This is a genomic window from Streptomyces sp. NPDC027185 (assembly GCF_055567035.1).
The window spans coordinates 117633-135135 of sequence record NZ_JBVHRF010000009.1 but is presented as its reverse complement, the minus strand read 5'-3'; the positions used below and the strand labels follow the sequence as shown (position 1 = coordinate 135135).

Genomic DNA, 17503 nt, shown 5'->3' with positions numbered 1-17503 from the left:
GGTCCCGGAACCGGCTGCCACGGGAGGACCGGTGCGGCCCGGGAGGGCTCCGAACGGACATGCAGGTGCCGGACCGAACAGGAGGATGCCCGCGGATCGGTATCGCCCCGCCGCCCCGGACGGCCCGTCGACCTGGATGACATGCAGTCGCTGGAATGCCTGATCATGAGGCGTTCAGCAGCGCGCAGTCGCCCTCACCCTGCGCTGTACACCCTCCTTCAGAACGCCCCGGCCGCCGAGCCGACCCGCCCCATCGAATTCCTCACCGACCTCGGCGGTGTCACCCGGCCCGCCTCCGCCAAGAGCCCCTGAATCCCGCTGACCGGCACAGGCCGGAGGCGCGCCGGCGGCGGCCACATGGCGTCACGGCATCCCGTTCACCCCGGCGCCGGCACCACCCCGGCCGCTCCGGGCGTATCGGCCCGCCCCTTCTCATAGACCGTCAGCCCCTTCGACAGGCCGAGGGGCACCAGGAGCAACTCGACGACGAGGGCCTTCCAGGCGTAGACGAGGTTGACGGCCTTGGTGGCGTAGACGCAGGGCAGGTCGCGCAGGACGGCCAGGGTCCGGAGTTTGCGGCGGCGGGCGGCGTAGAGGAGGGGCGGTGTGGTCAGGAGCAGGTCCGTCCCGGCCCACCAGCCGAAGGTGACGGGCAGCGGTCGGTCGGTGAGCGCCGCCATCGCGAACGGGGTCGCCCACCACAGCGGCGCGGTCAGGATCTCGAAGACGGCGAGCGCCACCCACAGAGCGAGCAACGGTTTGTGCCGGAGCAGGGCGCCGAGGTGGAGGCGGACGTTCTGGCAGAAGCCCGCCATCCAGCGCCAGACCTGTTTCCGCAGGTAGGTGAGGTCTTCCGGATCGGCGGCGAGGGCCACGGCGTCGGAGACGTAGACCGCCTTGCGGCCGGCGATCTGCTGACTCCACGTGTAATCCATGTCTTCCACGATGGTGCGCTCGGGGAAGCCGCCGAAGGCCGTCAGGTCCGCGCGGCGGAAGACCGAGCAGCAACCGGAGCAGACCATGGGGCTGTTGGCGCGGGCCTGGATGGGCCTGTGCCAGTGGAAGCCGAAGAGGTACTCCGTGGAACGGCCGCGCTCCCAGATCGTGCGGGTGTGGCGGGTGCGGACCGTGCCGGCGGCGACGGTGACGGCCGGGTCGTCGAAGACCGGCAGCAGTGTCTCGATGTAGTCAAGCGCGAGGACGGTGTCCGCGTCGACGGCGAGGACGAGGTCGGTGGTGCAGTGCGGTAACGCGTGGTTCTGCGCGCGGGCCTTGCTGCCGAGGTTTCGGGGCGGGCGCAGCACGGTCGCGCCGTGAGCGGCGGCCACCTCGCCGGTGCGGTCGGTGGAGGCGTCGTCGACGACGAGGACGCGGTCAGGTGGCACCGTCTGCCGTGCCAGTGACTCCAGCGTCGCGGGCAGCCCTTCCTCCTCGTTGTGTGCGGGAACGATGACGGTGATGGTGTGCATGCCGAACTCCCCCTGCGGTGCGAAGTGCTCCGGCCACGAGCGTGAGCAGCCCGATCAGGCCGTAGACGAGTGTGCTGATGCCGATGAACGGCAGTCCTCCGTGCATGTCACCGAGAGTAGGGAGAGAACGCGCATCGCGTTTCCGGAGGCACCCTCCTGTGGATAACTCCGCGGGTCCGGGCAGTCCTTCGGCTCCGGCCCGGCACCCCGGCCGGAACTTCCCGCGCACCGGAGGGACGAAAGCGCACAGGAGACCAAGTTGCTTCTACCTCTTGCGTGTTGACGGGGCGAACGGCATCCCGACCCGCCCGGGACCCCTTTTCATGGGACGGCGTTCAGCGTCGTTCGGCACGGACTCGGCCGTAGGCTGGAGCGGTTCCAGGGTTCCGAGCACTCGGTGAGGTGCGCAGGGAGGGGTAACCGTGAGCGATCATTCCCATTGGATATCGCGTGTGCGCGCCTCGTCGACCAGGCGGCGGCCGGGCAGCGCGACGGCCGCGTTGGTGGCTGCGGCCCTGGTGGCGGGGAGCGCGCCCGCCGCGTCCGCCGCGCGAGCCCCTGGCTCCGGTGACGCGATGAAGAAGAGCCTGGGCCGCCTCGTGCACAAGGACCGGTACCCCGCCGCCCTGGCCTCCGTCCTCGGCCGTGACGGTCGCGTCCACCACTTCACCGCCGGCGTCGCGGACGTGAGGACCGGTGCGAAGGTCCCGGTGGACGGGCAGGTACGGGCGGGGAGCAACACCAAGGCATTCACCGCCACGGTCGTCCTGCAGCTGGTCGGCGAGGGCAAGGTCGCGCTCGACGCCCCGATCGAGGACTATCTGCCCCACCTGGTGCGGGGCGAGGGGATCGACGGCCGACGCATCACGGTGCGGCAGCTGCTCCAGCACACCAGCGGACTTCCCGACTACGCCGACCACATCGGCGATCTCACCGGCGACGCCCGCCACACCTATCTCGAACCCCGCGCCCTGCTCGACGCCGCACTCGCGCACAAGGCGCTGTTCCCTCCCGGGGCCCGCTGGTCGTACAGCAACACCAACTACGTCCTGGCCGGTCTGCTCATCGAGAAGGTCACCGGCCGCCCGGTCGCCGAGCAGATCACGAAGCGGGTCATCGGCCGGCTGGGGCTGCGCCACACCTACTTCCCCGGTGTGGGCGACGAAAGCATCCGCGAACCCCACCCGCAGGGGTACTTCGCGACGCCCGGGGGGACCCTGGAGAACATCACCCGGCTGGACCCCTCCTGGACATGGGCCGCCGGGCAGGTGATCTCCACCCCGAGCGATCTGAACCGCTTCTTCACCGCCCTGTTCGGCGGCAAGCTGCTCAAGCCCGCACAGCTCGCCCAGATGCGCACCACCGTGAAGGTCCCCGACGACTTCGGTCTCGGGCCGGGCGTCCGGTACGGGCTGGGGGCGACCAGTACCCGGTTGACCTGCGGCGGCCTGGTCTGGGGACACGGCGGCGACATCCCCGGCTACAGCACACGCACCGGTGTCACCGCCGACGGCCGCTCCATCACGGTGGCCGTCACCGCCGACGGAGCACCCACCGAGCAGGGCCCCGCCGACGTCCGGGCCACCCTCGACGCCGCCGTGTGCGGATAATTCGTGGTGCGCCCCGTGGGGTGTCACGCCGGAAAACCGGCACGCCGAAACCGGCCCCGACACGTTGCACCATTCCGGCTCGCGAGCGTGCGGGGAGTCGGGAACTGCCGTTCCCGCCCCAAAGCGCCAGCTCGGTTTCGCAACCGATGACTCCTGAAATGTGTTTCATAGCAGGGGCCTTCCGCCGGCATTCGCGCCCTTCCTGCCTCATCGGCCTACCAGGCTTTCGCGCAGCGGGCGTGTACCGCATAAGGGTCCTGACCTGGCTCCAGGACGTTATTCGATACAATGAATGGACATACCGGTCCGGCCGTACTGTCGAGGGACTCCAGCTTTCCGGGAAGTGACAGATTACCCCGACCTGCTCCATTCCCGACACCAGAGGGAAGACGGGGACAGCGATTCGCCTGACCGCCGCCCGAGACAGACTTCCACCGTTGTGACCGAGCGACTACCAAGGCTACCCTCGACGCAGTGAATGCGAAGGAAAACTTTCACCCCCGCCGCCTCGCCCTCTTCGACTCTTCGTCAGGCCTCACCAGGTCACTTCCAAGCGCCGATACCCCCCTATGACCATTTCATCACGCTCCAGGGGTTCTTCCTCCTCGTCAGCAAGACGCAAAGATGGAAAATTCTCGAAAAGGCGCGTAAGAGAGATCTGCATCATGGTGCGCGAAAGCCTTTGACCGATGCAGGCATGAGGGCCATACCCGAAGGCGATATGCGGGGCCGACGGGCGGCCGATATCCATGACATCCGGTTCAGGAAAAACTTCCGGGTCTCTGTTCGCTGCAGGAAGCATCACAATGACGGAATCTCCACGCCGGATGGTATAATCACCCAGCGTCGCTTCTTGGAGCGCCACCCGATCGACTCCGTATTGAATTATCGTGATGCCGCGCAACAACTCATCGACCGCATCGCGGAACGTTTCGGGAGAACCAGTAACAGCGGTACGCAAGCCCGGATTCCTGATCAGCTCGAGAGCCGCTTTTCCGATCATTCCGGCTGGCGCCTCGTAACCGGCAAGCAGCAAGGTCACCCCGATCTCAACGACCTCCTCGTCGCTCAGCTTCTCATGCTGAATGAGATGACTGAGCAGATCCTCGCCCGGCACACGGCGTTTGCTGGAGACGATTTCACCGAGGTAGGTCAGAACCGTGAGAGCATGCGCTTCGGCTCGTTGTGGGTCCGGCCTGATGGCCAGAAGGTGCGCCGCACCTCGGTCGTGAAATATTTCCCGATCCTCGTACGGCAGCCCCAACAGGACACAGGTGATGAGCAACGGAACGGGTAGCGCAAAAGCTTCGACGAGGTCCACGGGCGGGCCCTGGGTGGCCATTCGGTCGAGCTGTTTCCGGACCACAGCCTCGATCAATGGCTCCAGACAATCGGTCCGGGCGTCCAGGCTCCGCATCATGATTCGGCGGAGCCTGCGGTGCTCAGCGCCATCGATCCGCAGAATTCTCCCCACTCGTTGTGCTGCTTTTTCCGAGCCTCTGTGCAGTGGTTCAGCACTCATACCGAACCGCTGATCAGACAACACCATCCGGGCTTCCCGATACCCGGTGACCAGCCAGGCAGGCCTTCCACTTGCCGTCGTGACCTGGAGGATCGGTGAACGCCGCCACTCACTGGCGTAACGGCACTGTATCTCGCCGACCCGTTCCGGCGGCCACAACAACGCCCCTCCCCCTTCAGCGTCGTACCGTGTGAGAGTTTGGCCGTTCACATCCGGCTCCATGCTTTCCCGGTACACGGTCTCGCCCGTGGACTGAGAAACCGGATCCCGCAGGCACACATATGGTGATGGGTTATTGGTGTCCATGTTTCACGTCCGTTCTTGCCATCACAATGAGGGATTTTTGACGCTCGCGCTCCGATGATCAGGAAGCAGACCAAAGGACGCGAGAACGGCTCGGTCGACGGATTCGAGAGTAATATCGCTTCGAGCGATATACCATCCGATCAAAAATGCTGTTCCCCGAGCAATAACACGACGGCTTTCTCGGGCGAGATGCCCTTCGCTCCCTGCGGTCTGTGCCAGTTCGGCTAGACGTCGACTGACCATGCCGGAGAGCCTCCGCCGAGCCTCAGCTTCATCGCAGCCCCACTCCGAAGCCGCGACCAGGACCGCGTTGGGACGACCTGCCCGGCGATCATCCTCCAGCCCGTTGATATCGTTGGCGACGCGCACACACCACCCAGAATTCAGGGCGACTTGCCGGAGACCGTCGATCTCTTCGTGCCGGACGGGTTGCCGTGCCGCCCACATCGTCGTGATCCACCAGCCCAATGGGCTGTTGATCGTATGCATACCGCAGTCAAGGTAACGGCTGAGCGTCAGCCGCGGGAATCCCTCCGACCACCACCTATTTTCTTGCCTGCCGGCGTCAAGCATGCTCCGGAACAAGGTGAGGAAGTGCTCCCAGTAATCAGCCGGAAGATTCCGCCGGTACAGCTGCCTCGCGACATCATTCAGCGCCACAACGACCTCGGGGAGTCTCACACGCTCTTCAGCAATGGTGTACGTCATTGCAGTCGGACGAGCTACCGCGTCCCAGCACATCTCAATGAGGTCCTCGGCAGTACTCCCGTCTCGCATTTCCGGACCGCCGTCAAGCAGATCGTCAAGTTCAATCGAAGCAATGGTGAACCTCGCCAGATGGACCGCCGATTCGTCAACTCGACCATCAAAGGCGACAGAAATCGAGTAGGCCGCCCACGGGACAGCCTTACCTCGGCGGGCGTATGCAATCGTGGGAAATTTACAGGTCCATACGAGGAGGTCCCGGTGAAGGGCTTTCGCTGCTTCCAGGACGTGAGGTGGCTGCTGAGAGGGAAACAGTGGAAAGTCGCTCACGCGCCCCCCTTGATCATGGTTCGATCCGGCACATCCGGTTCCGCTTCCGAGGAAAAGTTGAGCCAGAAGGTGAATTTTTTCGCCCAGCGAGCCGGAAAATGCGCGTCGCCCAGCGCGAAGGGAGCTGAGCTGAGGGCGCGCTCGGAAGAGCCCTACCGATCTTCGCTCTTACACACATCCTATGCAGGGGGTAAGAACCGCACCTTCTCGGCTGCCGCCAGCCGGACTGCTTTCCCCGGGGAAGTGAACGAAGCCGCCAGAGCCGTTGCGGGGCTGGGCAGAGCAGACATGGGAGCAAATCCCTCCGCTCCGTTCAGGGAAACCGCCGATACCTGCAGACCTCATCATCCCCACCCTCAACTGCGCAATACCCTGCGGGGCCTGTTGGAGGAAATGTGCCGCATGCCTGCCGAGGTGCTGTCGTCGGACCTTCGGCTTCGGAAGCAGGTGCGAGTCCTGAGACCGACACCTGACGGGCCTTCGACGGGTTGGAGCGCGCCGCTGCCGCCTGGGGCTGTACAGCAGCACATGTCAGTTGAACGGCCCCTTCGGGCCCCCTCCCCCCTTCTCCCCCACGCGAACGTCGCCACCTGCCCGCCCCACACGCGCGCTCGACTCCAACTCGCCACCAAAGAGAGGCCGTCGGGCCGATACGACACGAATCGGGCGCAGTCGTCGACGGCAGGCGCCGCCTGCCCCGCCTTTGCCCTCCCCTGCCTCTCAGGCGTGTGACCGACGGTAGCGAAGGGACGTAGACCGCGGTTCCGGAGCCGTCTTCCTGTGGACGGCTTCGCCGCGCCAGGCGGGACTTCGACACGACGACGCCGGCCGCCGCGCCCCGTGGGGGCGAGCGCGACGGCCGGCGTGCGGTACTGAGGGGAAGTCGGTTACTCGACGACCTTCAGCAGCTTGTTGGGCGTGCCCTCGCTCGGGTTCGAGATCTTGTCCGGCGTGGCGCCGTCCGTGAGGGCCTTGGCGACCTCGTCCGGCTTGGCGTCCGGGTGGGAGCCGAGGTAGACCGCGGCCGCGCCCACGACGTGCGGGGTGGCCATGGAGGTGCCGGAGATGGTGTTGGTGGCGTTGTCGTCGGTGTTCCAGTCCGAGGTGATGTCGGAGCCGGGGGCGTAGATGTCGACGATGCTGCCGTAGTTGGAGAAGTCCGACTGCTCGTCCTTGTTGGTGCTGGAGGCGACCGTGAGGGCCTCCTTCACCCGCGCCGGGGAGCTCTGCGAGGCGTCGGCGGACTCGTTGCCCGCCGCGACGGCGAAGGTCACACCGGAGGCGATCGCCTTCTGGACGGCCGCGTCGAGCGCCTCGTCGGCGCCGCCACCGAGCGACATGTTGGCGACCGAGGGGCCCTTGTGGTTCTTGGTCACCCAGTCGATACCGGCGACGACCTGCTCGGTGGTGCCGGAGCCCTGGTCGTCCAGCACGCGGACGGCGACGATCTTGGCCTTCTTGGCGACGCCGTGCTCGGCACCGGCGATGGTGCCCGCGACGTGGGTGCCGTGGCCGTTGCCGTCGTTGGCGTCGTTGTCGTTGTCGACGGCGTCGAAGCCGTAGGAGGCACGGCCGCCGAAGTCCTTGTGCGAGATGCGCACGCCGGTGTCGATGACGTAGGCGGTGGCGCCCTCACCCGCGGCGTCGGGGTAGGTGTACTTCTTGTCGCCCTCGGTGTCCGCCTGGTCGATGCGGTCCAGGCCCCACGACGGCGGGTTGTCCTGGGTGGCGTCGATGTGGAACTTCTTGTTCTGCACGACCTTGTCGACGGCCGGGTCGGCGGCGAGGCGCTTGGCCTCGTCGGCGCTGAGGCCGGTGGCGGAGAAGCCGTTGAGGGCGGCGGTGTAGTTCCGCTTGACCTTGCCGCCGTACTTCGAGGCGAGGTCGTTGTGGGCGGTGGCGGACACCGAGGCGCTGCCGACCGACTTCTTGAGCATGACGATGTAGCTGCCGTTGACGGCGCCCTTCGCCTCGGCACCGTAGATCTTGCCTTCGGCGGGGGCGGCACCAGCGGTGACCGCGGTGACGGCGGCGATACCAGTGGCGGCTACGGCGGCGGTGATGGCCGTGACGAGCCGCTTCTTGCTGGAACGCTTGTGAGCCATAGCGAGGGTTCTCCTCGTTCGTGGTGTGGGGGGAAAGCGTTGCGCAACAGCCCGAATCGACAGGAAGTCCTGCGGCCGGGCTGGTTCGAAACCCTGTCGGATTGACGAGTTCAATTCAAGGCCAGCCGCGTCGTGTGAGATAAACAACAACCCTGCATAAAGTCAAAATCGGTCCCAAGTGGAGCAAAAGAATCGAGTAGTTGAACATTCGAGCCTCAACGGCGTTTACATTTCGGCAATCTGCGGTTACTGACGGTGGATTGCCCGCTACCGACAGCCCGTTGAGGCAGGGGTGCCCGTGGGTACGGGAGCTGATGGTCCGGAGGGCGGAGTGAGCGTCAGGCATCGCTACGTCAGCCCTCGGGAGGCCAGGGGCGGTTCGGCGAGGGGCGCGCGGACACGGAAGCGCCGTCGGAAGGTCCTGTCCGGGGACGGCGGTACCCGGACCCCTCTTTCGCCCGCGCGGTCCGGGTGAAGCGCCCGGAGGAGCGGAAGGCGGCGCGGTCGCCTCTTCCCAGACAGTGCCCGGGTCGGTCCACCCCAAGGGCTGCCGTGAGGGATGCCGGGGGCGTCCCCCTCGCATGAGGTCCGGGTCGAGCCCAAGGGCGCAACGGGACGGGCTTCGTGAACCGCTTCCTCGCGGAGCCCGCCATGCCCCGAGCGTCGCCGCCGGCCCCGTTCCGCCTCGGACCGCGCCCCGCCCGCCTCGACGTCGGCCCCGCGCCCCGAGGCCCTCGCGCCTCTCCCCCGACGCCACCCACCCGGTCCGCCCGCCGGGCCCGGTGCGGGTACCTGCGAAACTGGGCGCGTCACGCCCGGCAGGAGGAATCACCATGAACGAACCGCGCCCCGGCGCCTTCACCGAGGCCCGCGCCCGCGCCGCGCTGGCGGCCGCCGGGCGGCCGGACGCCGCGGCCGACGCCCGGCTGCTCTCGCTCGGCGAGAACGCCGTCTTCGCGCTCGGCGAGCGCGGGCCGGTCATCCGCGTCGGCCGCAGCGCCGAACTCCTGGAACGCGCCGAACGGGAACTGGCCGTGGCCCGCTGGCTCGCCGAGGCGGGCGTCCCCGCCGTACGCGCCGCCGAGCCGGAGGCGCAGCTCGCCGACGGTCACCCCGTGACGTACTGGGAGCGGCTGCCGGAGTCCGTCCGCCCCGCCGCGGCGGGCGACCTCGCGGCGCTGCTGCGGCTGGTGCACGCCCTGCCGGAGCCGCCGTTCACCCTGCCGCGCCGCGATCTGCTCGGCGGCGTCGAGCGGTGGCTGCGGCTTGCCGGGGACGCCGTCTCCCCGCGGGACGCGGAGTACCTGCGCGGCCGCCGGGACGCCTTCGCCCTCGCCGCGACGGCGCTGGAGCCGCATCTGCCGCGCGGCCCCATCCACGGGGACGCCCTGCTCCGCAACGTCCATGTCGGGCCCGACGGGCCGGTCCTGGTCGACCTGGAGACGTTCTCCTCCGATCTGCGCGAGCACGACCTCGTCGTCCTCGCCCTCAGCCGCGATCGCTACGGACTGCCCGCCGAGGCGTACGACACCTTCGTCTCCGGCTACGGCTGGGACGTACGGGAGTGGGAGGGATGCGCGGTGCTGCGCGGCTCCCGGGAGACCGCGAGCTGCGCCTGGGTCTCCCAGCACGCGCCCGGCAACCCGGCGGCCCGTACCGAATTCGCCCGGCGTATCGCCTCGCTGCGCGAGAAGGACGCGACCGTGCGGTGGTATCCGTTCTGACGGAGCGCGGGGGCGGCCGGCGGGTCAGTCGCGCGACGCCTGGTGCGGGATGAGCGGCCAGGCACCCTCGACGTACGCCTCCGGCTTGCCCGAACGCCGCAGATACGCCTGGAAGTCGGCGGCCTGCTCCGCCGCCGCGCCTTCCTGGAGCGTGTGCAGCGCCTCCGGGGACGGCAGGGCGACGTCCGGGTACCGCTCGCCTATCCGCCGGGCGACACCGGCGGCCGCGATGGCGTCGGCGCCCGCCTCATGGGCGCCGACGAGCGGCACACCGTAGTGGCCGCAGAGGGCCTGGAGGGCACGCTTGCCCTTGCGGTAGCGGTCGACGTGGCGGTCCAGCACCAGCGGGTCGATGACCGGGGAAGGGGCGCGGCCCAGGCGCTCGGTCAGCGGCCGTACGCCGTGGCGGCGGCACTCCCGGTCCAGCAGGGAGAGGTCGTACCGGGCGTTCATCACCACCACGGGTATCCCGGCGCGCAGGGTCGCGGCCAGGGATGCGGTGATCTCCTCCACGGCGGTCCCGGGCGGGGCGCCGTGCTCGCGGACGTAGGCCGTGGACATGCCGTGGATCGCGGCGGCCTCCTCGGGGACCGGGACGCCCGGGTCGATCAGCCATGTCTGCCGGACCGCGGTCGTGCCGTCGCCGTCCAGGCGGATCAGCGCGGCGGTCACGATGCGGTCCCGCTCGATGTCGGTGCCCGTGGTCTCCAGGTCGAAACCGGCCAACAAGTCCTGATGCCAGCTCATGGCGGGGCCTCCTTCGGTGGTGCGTCCCCCGTTGCTCCGCCACTCTCGCACGCGCCACTGACAACGCGACCGGCGGCGAGGAACAGAGCGGGGCAAAGCGGTCAGTGGGGCGTCGGGCCCCGGACGGACGTGAGGCAGCGGGGCCGGGAGCGGCCGACGCGCACCCCGGTCGCTCCCGGCCCGGCCCCGTCCCAGGTCATGACACCGGCCGGGAGTCCGCCCACTCGCTCTCGAACTCCTCGCGGTACGTCTCGAACAGCCCGGCCTCGCCCTCCCGGCCACCGCCCTGCCGGACCACGTCCCTGCCCCCGCCGCGCAGCACCAGCACCGGCGACTCCATGCCACGGCTGCGGCGCAGATAGCTCTGGACGACGGCCAGTCCGTCGGGCCCGTCACCGTCGACAAGGTAGGCGGTGAACCGCGGGGTCTCGTCGAAGACCTGGATCTCGAACGCCCCCGGGTCGCGCAGCCGCGCCCGTACCCGCCGCATGTGCAGGATGTTCATCTCGATGGACCGGCTCATCTCGCCCTTCTTCAGCCCGATCTCGCGCTCCCGGCGGCGGACCGCGCTGCTCGCGGGGTTGAGGAAGAGCAGCCGGATCCGGCAGCCCGACTCGGCGAGGTGGACCAGGCGGCGCCCCGAGTAGTTCTGCACGAGGAGGTTGAGCCCGATGCCCACCGCGTCGAGGCGCCGGGCGCCGCCGAAGAGGTCCTCGGCGGGCAGCTGACGCTGGAGCCGCACCCGGTCGGCGTGGACCCCGACGACATCGGCGTAGCGGTCGCCCACCAGGTCCTCGACGGCGTCGATGGGCAGCCGCCCGGAGGTACGGGTCCCGCTCCCGGAGCCCAGCAGATCCAGCAGGCGGGCCGAGGCGCGCTCGGCCTGGGCCAGGACGGTCTCCGACAGGGCGCGGTTGCGGGAGACGATGTTGCGGGCCACCTCCAGCTCATCGAGGCCCAGCTCCACGTCCCGGCGGTCGTCGAAGTACGGCGCGAAGCAAGGCCAGTGCTGGACCATCAGCTCGCGCAGCTGCGGGAGGGTCAGGAAGCTGACGATGTTGTCGTCGGCGGGGTCGAGGAGGTAGCCCTTGCGGCGGCTGACCTCCCGGACGGCCACCGCGCGCTGGACCCATTCCTGCCCGGCCGGCCCGGCGGCGGCGATCACCCACTCGTCGCCGTGCACCGGCTCGTAGACGGGACGCAGCACCGCGGAGACCACGGCGCGGAGCCGTTGCTCGACGAGATTCAGCCAGATATAGGCGCGACCGGCCCGGCGGGCGCGGGTGCGCACCTCGCTCCAGGCGTCGGCGCCCCAGTCGAGTTCCGCACCGATCTCCAGTGGCCGCGCCAGGGACACCGCACCGGGCGGCGCGTCGACGGAGCCGCCCTCATGGCCCTCGTGACCCTCGTCACCAGGGGGCAACTCCAGCCCGCCGCTCACCTGCCACCGCCTTCCGAACCCCCGCGCCAACGATCAAGGCAGACTACTGCGGAGCGGGGAACGGTGCAGCAGGATGGGGCGACCGGTCCGCCAACTGCCCATGTCACACCCCGCCGTTGCGTCCCGGGGCACGGGGCGGACGTGAGCGGATTCATAGCCGCGACGGGGCCGGGCAGCCCTCGGCGCGACGCCGCGGCGCAAACCCCGCGCCATATCGGGGACCACCGTCCGGACGCCGCCCTTCGCCCCACCCGCCGCAGGTCCGCGCCCGGGGCGGGGGTCCGGGGCGATCGGCACGGCGGCGCGCGGCCCCGCACCGGGCACGCCCCGGACGGCCACCGGAGCGCCGGGAGATTGGCCGGAGCACTACTGGTGGGCTCCGCCTGGATGAGCTAGCCGCTACCGCATCTGGCGTACGCGAGATGGTCACCGGTCGCGGGCTCCGACGACACGACGGGAAGGTCCCACTAGGCTCGAAAATGCCCGCTTTCCAGCGAATATCGGGGAATGACCCAGATGTGCGGGCCGGGTCGGGGAAGGATCCGGGGCGGTCCGCGGCCGTGCGCCGCGGGCCCGCCGCAGCCCCCGACGAAAAGGTGGAAGCCGCCGCATGCAGGTCTGGCCGGGACAGACGTATCCACTGGGCGCCACCTACGACGGCGCCGGAACCAACTTCGCGGTCTTCTCCGGGGCCGCCCGGCGCATCGAACTGTGCCTGCTGCACGACGACGGGAGCGAGAGCGCCGTCGAACTCCGGGAGACCGACGCGTTCGTCCGCCACGCCTATCTCCCCGGGGTGATGCCCGGCCAGCGCTACGGCTTCCGGGTGCACGGCCCCCACGACCCGGCCCGCGGCCACCGCTGCAACCCCGCCAAACTGCTCCTGGACCCCTACGCACGCGCCCTGAGCGGCCGCATCGACTGGAACGAGGCGGTCTACGGCCACCACTTCGGCCACCCCGACTCCCGCAACGACCTGGACTCGGCACCGCACACCATGGCGTCGGTGGTGGTCAACCCGTACTTCGACTGGGGCGACGACCGTCCGCCGCGCACCGCGTACCACGAGACGGTGCTCTACGAGGCGCACGTCAAGGGCCTCACGATGCGCCACCCGGACCTGCCCGAGGAGTTGCGCGGCACCTACGCGGCGCTGGCGCACCCCGCCGTCATCGGGCACCTGACGCGGCTGGGGGTGACCGCGCTGGAACTGATGCCGGTGCACCAGTTCGTCCACGACCACCGGCTGACGGACGCCGGGCTCACCAACTACTGGGGCTACAACACGATCGGGTTCTTCGCCCCGCACAACGCCTACGCGTCCTGGGGCGACCGGGGGCAGCAGGTGCTGGAGTTCAAGTCGGCGGTGCGGGCGCTGCACCGCGCGGGCATCGAGGTGATCCTCGACGTCGTCTACAACCACACCGCCGAGGGCAACCACCTGGGCCCCACGCTCTCGTTCCGGGGGCTGGACAACGCCTCGTACTACCGGCTCGCGGAGGACCGGCGGTACTACACGGACACCACCGGCACCGGGAACTCCCTGCTGATGCGCAGTCCGCAGGTGCTCCAGCTGATCATGGATTCGTTGCGGTACTGGGTGCGGGAGATGCACGTCGACGGGTTCCGGTTCGATCTGGCGGCGACGCTGGCGCGGCAGTTCCACGAGGTGGACCGGCTGTCGTCCTTCTTCGACCTGGTGCAGCAGGACCCGGTGGTCAGCCAGGTCAAGCTGATCGCGGAGCCCTGGGACCTCGGTGAGGGCGGCTATCAGGTGGGCAACTTCCCGCCGCTGTGGACGGAGTGGAACGGCAAGTACCGCGACACTGTGCGCGACCTGTGGCGCGGCCGGCCGCGCACCCTCGCCGAGTTCGCCTCCCGGCTGACCGGCTCCTCGGACCTCTACCAGGGCGACGGCCGCCGCCCGATCGCCTCGGTGAACTTCGTGACCTGCCACGACGGCTTCACCCTGCACGATCTGGTGGCGTACGACGAGAAGCACAACGAGGCCAACGGCGAGGACAACCGCGACGGGGAGCGCTTCAATCGCTCGTGGAACTGCGGCGCCGAAGGGCCGACCGACGACCCCTGCGTCCTGGCGCTTCGGGCCCGCCAGGTGCGGAACTTCCTCGCCACCCTGCTGCTGTCCCAGGGCGTGCCGATGCTCTCCCACGGCGACGAGTTCGGCCGTACCCAGCACGGCAACAACAACGCGTACTGCCAGGACAGCGAGGTCTCCTGGGTGCGCTGGCCGGAACCGGAGGACACCGGGGAGCACGACCTGCTCGCGTTCGTCCGGCGTCTGGTGCGGCTGCGGCGCGCGCACCCGGTGTTCCGCCGCCGGCGGTTCCTCCGGGGACGGCCGCTCCCCGGAGCCGGGAACGGTCTCCCGGACATCGCGTGGTTCACCGCCGACGGCACGGAGATGTGCCCGGACGACTGGGAACGCGCCCAGGCCGGCTCCCTGACCGTCTTCCTCAACGGCGCGGCGATCTCCGAACCGGGCCCCCGCGGCGAACCGATCACGGACGACTCGTTCCTGCTGATGTTCCACGCCCACCCCGAGGAACGGGAGTTCACGGTGCCGCTCGGGCATGGGTTGCGGTGGCGGGTGGTGGTGGATACGGGGCGGGTGTACGTGGGGGACGGGGCGAGTGATGCCGGTGCCGATTCCGGTGGTGCTGGGGTGAAGGCCGGGGACCGGCTGGTGTTGGCCGGGCGGAGTTTGGTGGTGTTGCAACGGCCTGCGGAGGGGTGACGGGGGTGTTCCCGCGCACGCGGGAAGCGGACCACCAGCAACGGTGACCATCCGTGCCTGCTGGGGCCATTCCCGCACACGCGGGAAGCGGATCTGTTCATGCCAGATGACCACCCCGTAGGTGGGGCCATTCCCGCGCACGCGGGAAGCGGGCTGTCTGACCTGCGGCTCCGACCAGTGGGGCTCGCCCCTCAAGCATGCTCCACCGGGCCAGGCGTTCCGGTCCTTACGCCGGCTCTTCCGGCTCACCGCTCCGTCAACACGTAATCCATGTTCCCGAAGCTGATGTGGTCGCCGGGCCCCACCGGGACCTCGCCGACGACGCGGAGGCCGTTGACGCAGGTGCCGTTGGTCGAGCCGAGGTCGCGGAGCATCCAGCCGCTGCCCTCGCTGCGGAGTTCGGCGTGGAGGCGGGAGACCGTTTCGTGGTTGAGACGCAGACCGGCGCCGGGGGCCCGGCCGATGCTCAGCGGGATCGGGCCGGGCACCGGGAGCATCAGCTTCGGCAGCCGCTCCGTGCGCCAGGCGCGGCGGATCCGCAGGTGGAACGCCGAGACGCGGCCCACCGCACGGAGCAGCACGCCCTGGACCCGGCCGCGGCTCTCCAGGTCGGCGGTGGCCAGGGAGAGTTCGGAGTGCTGCTGCGCGGTGAGAACCAGCTCCAGCCGGCGCAGAAAGGTGTCCTGCGACAGCCGTCCCTCCGCGGCGCCCTCGCGCAGCAGATGCAGCGCACGTTCCCGGTCCGCGTCCGACGGGCGCGTCGGTCGGGCGGGGAAATCGAGCGAAGTCATGCGGTGAATTCTGCGGGGCGGGTGACCCGCTGTCCAGGCGAGGTGGCCGTTCCGGACGCCCCGGCACCGCCCCTGACGTCGTACCAGGTCCGCCCGCCCGGCAGCGCTGCCCGCGGCCCCGCCGGGCTCGCCCCGGTACACCCCGGTACGGGGACGGGCCCGCGATCCGCCCGGCCCGGGGCGCCGCACCCGGAGCCGGAGGGGAACGGCGTCCGCCACCGGCCGCGAAGAGACGCGGTTCCCGGCCCGGTGGACGGCATCGGGGCACGGGCCCTTCCACCGGCCGCGAAGAGACACGGTTCCCGGCCCGGTGAACGGCGGCGGGACGCGGGCCCCACCGGGCGCGAAGGGGCGCGGCCCCGCACCGCGACGGCGCGTACGGGCGCCCGCGCGCCCCCGCACCCACCGGTGGCGGAGACTGTTCCCATGCCCCTGCGTATCGCCGACCTGCTGGCCCGGACGGACCTCGCGCTCTCCCCCGGGTACGACGTGCCGCCGCCGCTGCGCGAGCGCGCCGTCGAGGCCGCGACCGTCTCCGACCTGCTGCGGCCCGGGAAATGGCTCCAGGGCGGCGAACTGCTGATGACCACCGGACTGCTGCTGCCCGGCGACGCGGCCGGCTGCCGGGAGTACGTACGGGACGTCGCCGGGGGCGGCGCCGCCTGTCTGGCGCTCGGCCTCGGGCAGGGGCTGCCGTACCAGGAGGCGCCCCGGCCGCTGATCGACGCCGCGCGGGAGGCGGGGCTGCCGCTGCTGACCGTCCCGGACGGGGTGCCGTTCATCGCCGTCACCAAGGCGGTCTTCGCGGCGCGGGCCGAGGAGCGGCGCGCGGCGCTGCACCGGTCCTTCGCCACCCAGCGGCGGCTGACCGCCGCGGCGGTCGGCGGCGGACTGCCGTCCGTGCTGCGCGAGTGGACCGCCGCCACCTCGGTGGGCGCCGCCGTCCTCGACCCGTTGGGCCGCCCCCTGGCGACCGGCGCGGCCCCCGGGGACGACGTACCGCCCCCGGACGCGGCCCGCGAACTGCTCGACCGGGTCGCGGCCCACGGGCTGCGCACCAGCGCCACCAGCACGGCGGACGGGCACCACCTGGAGGTACAGCCGCTCGGCGCCCGGCGGCTGCGCGGTCTGCTGCTGCTCACCGGGCGTCCGGACGGCGCCGCCCGCGCCGTCGTCCCCGGTCTCGTCTCCCTGCTCTCCCTGGAGCTGGAGCGGCGCCATCTGCGGGACGAGCCGGAGCGCCGCCGCCGCTCGGCGCTGCTCTCCGAACTCCTCGCCGACGACGGCCCGAGCGCCGAACGCGCCGGTGAGCTGCTGGTTTCGGCGGGTCTTGCGGCCGGGCGGGTGCGGGGCGTCGCCGTCGAGGCGCCGGGCGGGCCGGACGAGGCGGCGCGGGCGGCGGCCGCCCAGGATCTCGCCGCCGATCTGGCGCTGGCGCTGCCCGGCGGTCTGGTCCGGGTCCGCGGCCCGGTGGTCGAGGCGGTGGCCGGGGAGGAGTGCGAGGTGCGCGAGGTGCTGGGACGGTTCGCGGCGGGCCGCCCGGCCGGTATCGGGCCGGTCACCGCCCCCGCGTCCGCCCGGGTGTCGCTGCGGCAGGCCACCGGGCTGCTCGGTGTCAGCCGGGCCACCGGCGAACCGGCCGAGGCCCGCGCCTCCGGGACCAGCCGGCTGCTGCTGGACCTCGGCGACCGGCCGACGCTGCTCGGCTACGCCGACGCCGTGCTGGGCCCGCTCGACCTCGACGACCACGGCGCGGAGCTGGTGGCGACCCTCACCGCGTGGCTGGAGACCGGCGGCGCCTGGGACGCCACCAGCCGCCGCCTCGGCGTCCACCGGCACACCGTACGCAACCGCCTCGACAAGGCCATGGCCCTCACCGGACGGCGCCTCGACGACCCGGACGACCGCTTCGACCTCTGGCTCGCCACCCGCATCCGCCGCGGCACCGCCCCGTAGCGCCCGGCCACACTCCCGCGGCGACCGGCCCGCCCCGGG

At 70.4% G+C, this 17503-nt stretch carries 12 protein-coding genes; 5 read left to right on the top strand and 7 right to left on the bottom strand.

What is annotated here, in order from left to right; genetic code table 11:
• The first annotated feature begins 165 nt into the window (after positions 1–165).
• On the top strand, positions 166–312 hold the full coding sequence (locus ACZ4M8_RS26715; protein ID WP_467611522.1) for a hypothetical protein: 147 nt from the start codon (positions 166–168) through the stop codon (positions 310–312).
• A 65-nt stretch (positions 313–377) separates the two neighbouring features.
• Here ACZ4M8_RS26715 and ACZ4M8_RS26710 read toward each other — a convergent pair whose 3' ends face one another.
• Positions 378–1469: a glycosyltransferase family 2 protein gene (locus tag ACZ4M8_RS26710; RefSeq protein ID WP_467611520.1), complete on the bottom strand. Its 1092-nt coding sequence runs from the start codon at positions 1467–1469 to the stop codon at positions 378–380.
• Between the two features lie 575 nt (positions 1470–2044).
• Here ACZ4M8_RS26710 and ACZ4M8_RS26705 point away from each other — a divergent pair.
• Positions 2045–3079: a serine hydrolase domain-containing protein gene (locus ACZ4M8_RS26705; RefSeq protein WP_467611518.1), complete on the top strand. Its 1035-nt coding sequence runs from the start codon at positions 2045–2047 to the stop codon at positions 3077–3079.
• 535 nt (positions 3080–3614) lie between these two features.
• On the opposite strand, the gene ACZ4M8_RS26700 is transcribed toward ACZ4M8_RS26705, so the two are convergent.
• The 3 genes from ACZ4M8_RS26700 to ACZ4M8_RS26690 form a co-directional block, all read right to left on the bottom strand.
• Positions 3615–4907 carry a cytochrome P450 gene (locus tag ACZ4M8_RS26700; RefSeq protein WP_467611516.1) on the bottom strand — a complete coding sequence of 431 codons (1293 nt, stop codon included), beginning with the start codon at positions 4905–4907 and terminating at the stop codon, positions 3615–3617.
• 21 nt (positions 4908–4928) lie between these two features.
• Positions 4929–5942 carry a terpene synthase family protein gene (locus ACZ4M8_RS26695; protein ID WP_467611514.1) on the bottom strand — a complete coding sequence of 338 codons (1014 nt, stop codon included), beginning with the start codon at positions 5940–5942 and terminating at the stop codon, positions 4929–4931.
• Positions 5943–6829: 887 nt separating this feature from the next.
• Positions 6830–8047, bottom strand: a complete 1218-nt coding sequence (locus ACZ4M8_RS26690; protein WP_467611512.1) for a S8 family peptidase — start codon at positions 8045–8047, stop codon at positions 6830–6832.
• An 833-nt stretch (positions 8048–8880) separates the two neighbouring features.
• Between ACZ4M8_RS26690 and ACZ4M8_RS26685 the strand changes: the two genes are divergently transcribed.
• Entirely contained in the window at positions 8881–9771 is an 891-nt protein-coding gene (locus ACZ4M8_RS26685; protein ID WP_467611510.1) for a phosphotransferase, read from the top strand.
• Positions 9772–9795: 24 nt separating this feature from the next.
• Here the strand turns inward: ACZ4M8_RS26685 and ACZ4M8_RS26680 are convergent, their stop codons facing one another.
• Both ACZ4M8_RS26680 and ACZ4M8_RS26675 read right to left on the bottom strand, forming a co-directional pair.
• Complete coding sequence (locus ACZ4M8_RS26680; protein ID WP_467611508.1) at positions 9796–10518, bottom strand: exonuclease domain-containing protein; 723 nt, start codon at positions 10516–10518, stop codon at positions 9796–9798.
• 196 nt (positions 10519–10714) lie between these two features.
• Positions 10715–11959, bottom strand: coding sequence for an SAV2148 family HEPN domain-containing protein (locus ACZ4M8_RS26675; RefSeq protein ID WP_467611506.1), 1245 nt, complete (start codon positions 11957–11959; stop codon positions 10715–10717).
• A gap of 610 nt (positions 11960–12569) precedes the next feature.
• Between ACZ4M8_RS26675 and glgX the strand changes: the two genes are divergently transcribed.
• Positions 12570–14717: a glycogen debranching protein GlgX gene (glgX, locus tag ACZ4M8_RS26670; RefSeq protein ID WP_467611504.1), complete on the top strand. Its 2148-nt coding sequence runs from the start codon at positions 12570–12572 to the stop codon at positions 14715–14717.
• A gap of 245 nt (positions 14718–14962) precedes the next feature.
• Here glgX and ACZ4M8_RS26665 read toward each other — a convergent pair whose 3' ends face one another.
• A complete protein-coding gene (locus tag ACZ4M8_RS26665; protein WP_467611502.1) occupies positions 14963–15508 on the bottom strand; it encodes an FHA domain-containing protein in 546 nt (181 codons plus the stop codon).
• A gap of 426 nt (positions 15509–15934) precedes the next feature.
• Here ACZ4M8_RS26665 and ACZ4M8_RS26660 point away from each other — a divergent pair, with 426 nt between their 5' ends.
• On the top strand, positions 15935–17464 hold the full coding sequence (locus tag ACZ4M8_RS26660) for a PucR family transcriptional regulator (protein ID WP_467611500.1): 1530 nt from the start codon (positions 15935–15937) through the stop codon (positions 17462–17464).
• The last annotated feature ends 39 nt before the right edge of the window (positions 17465–17503 follow it).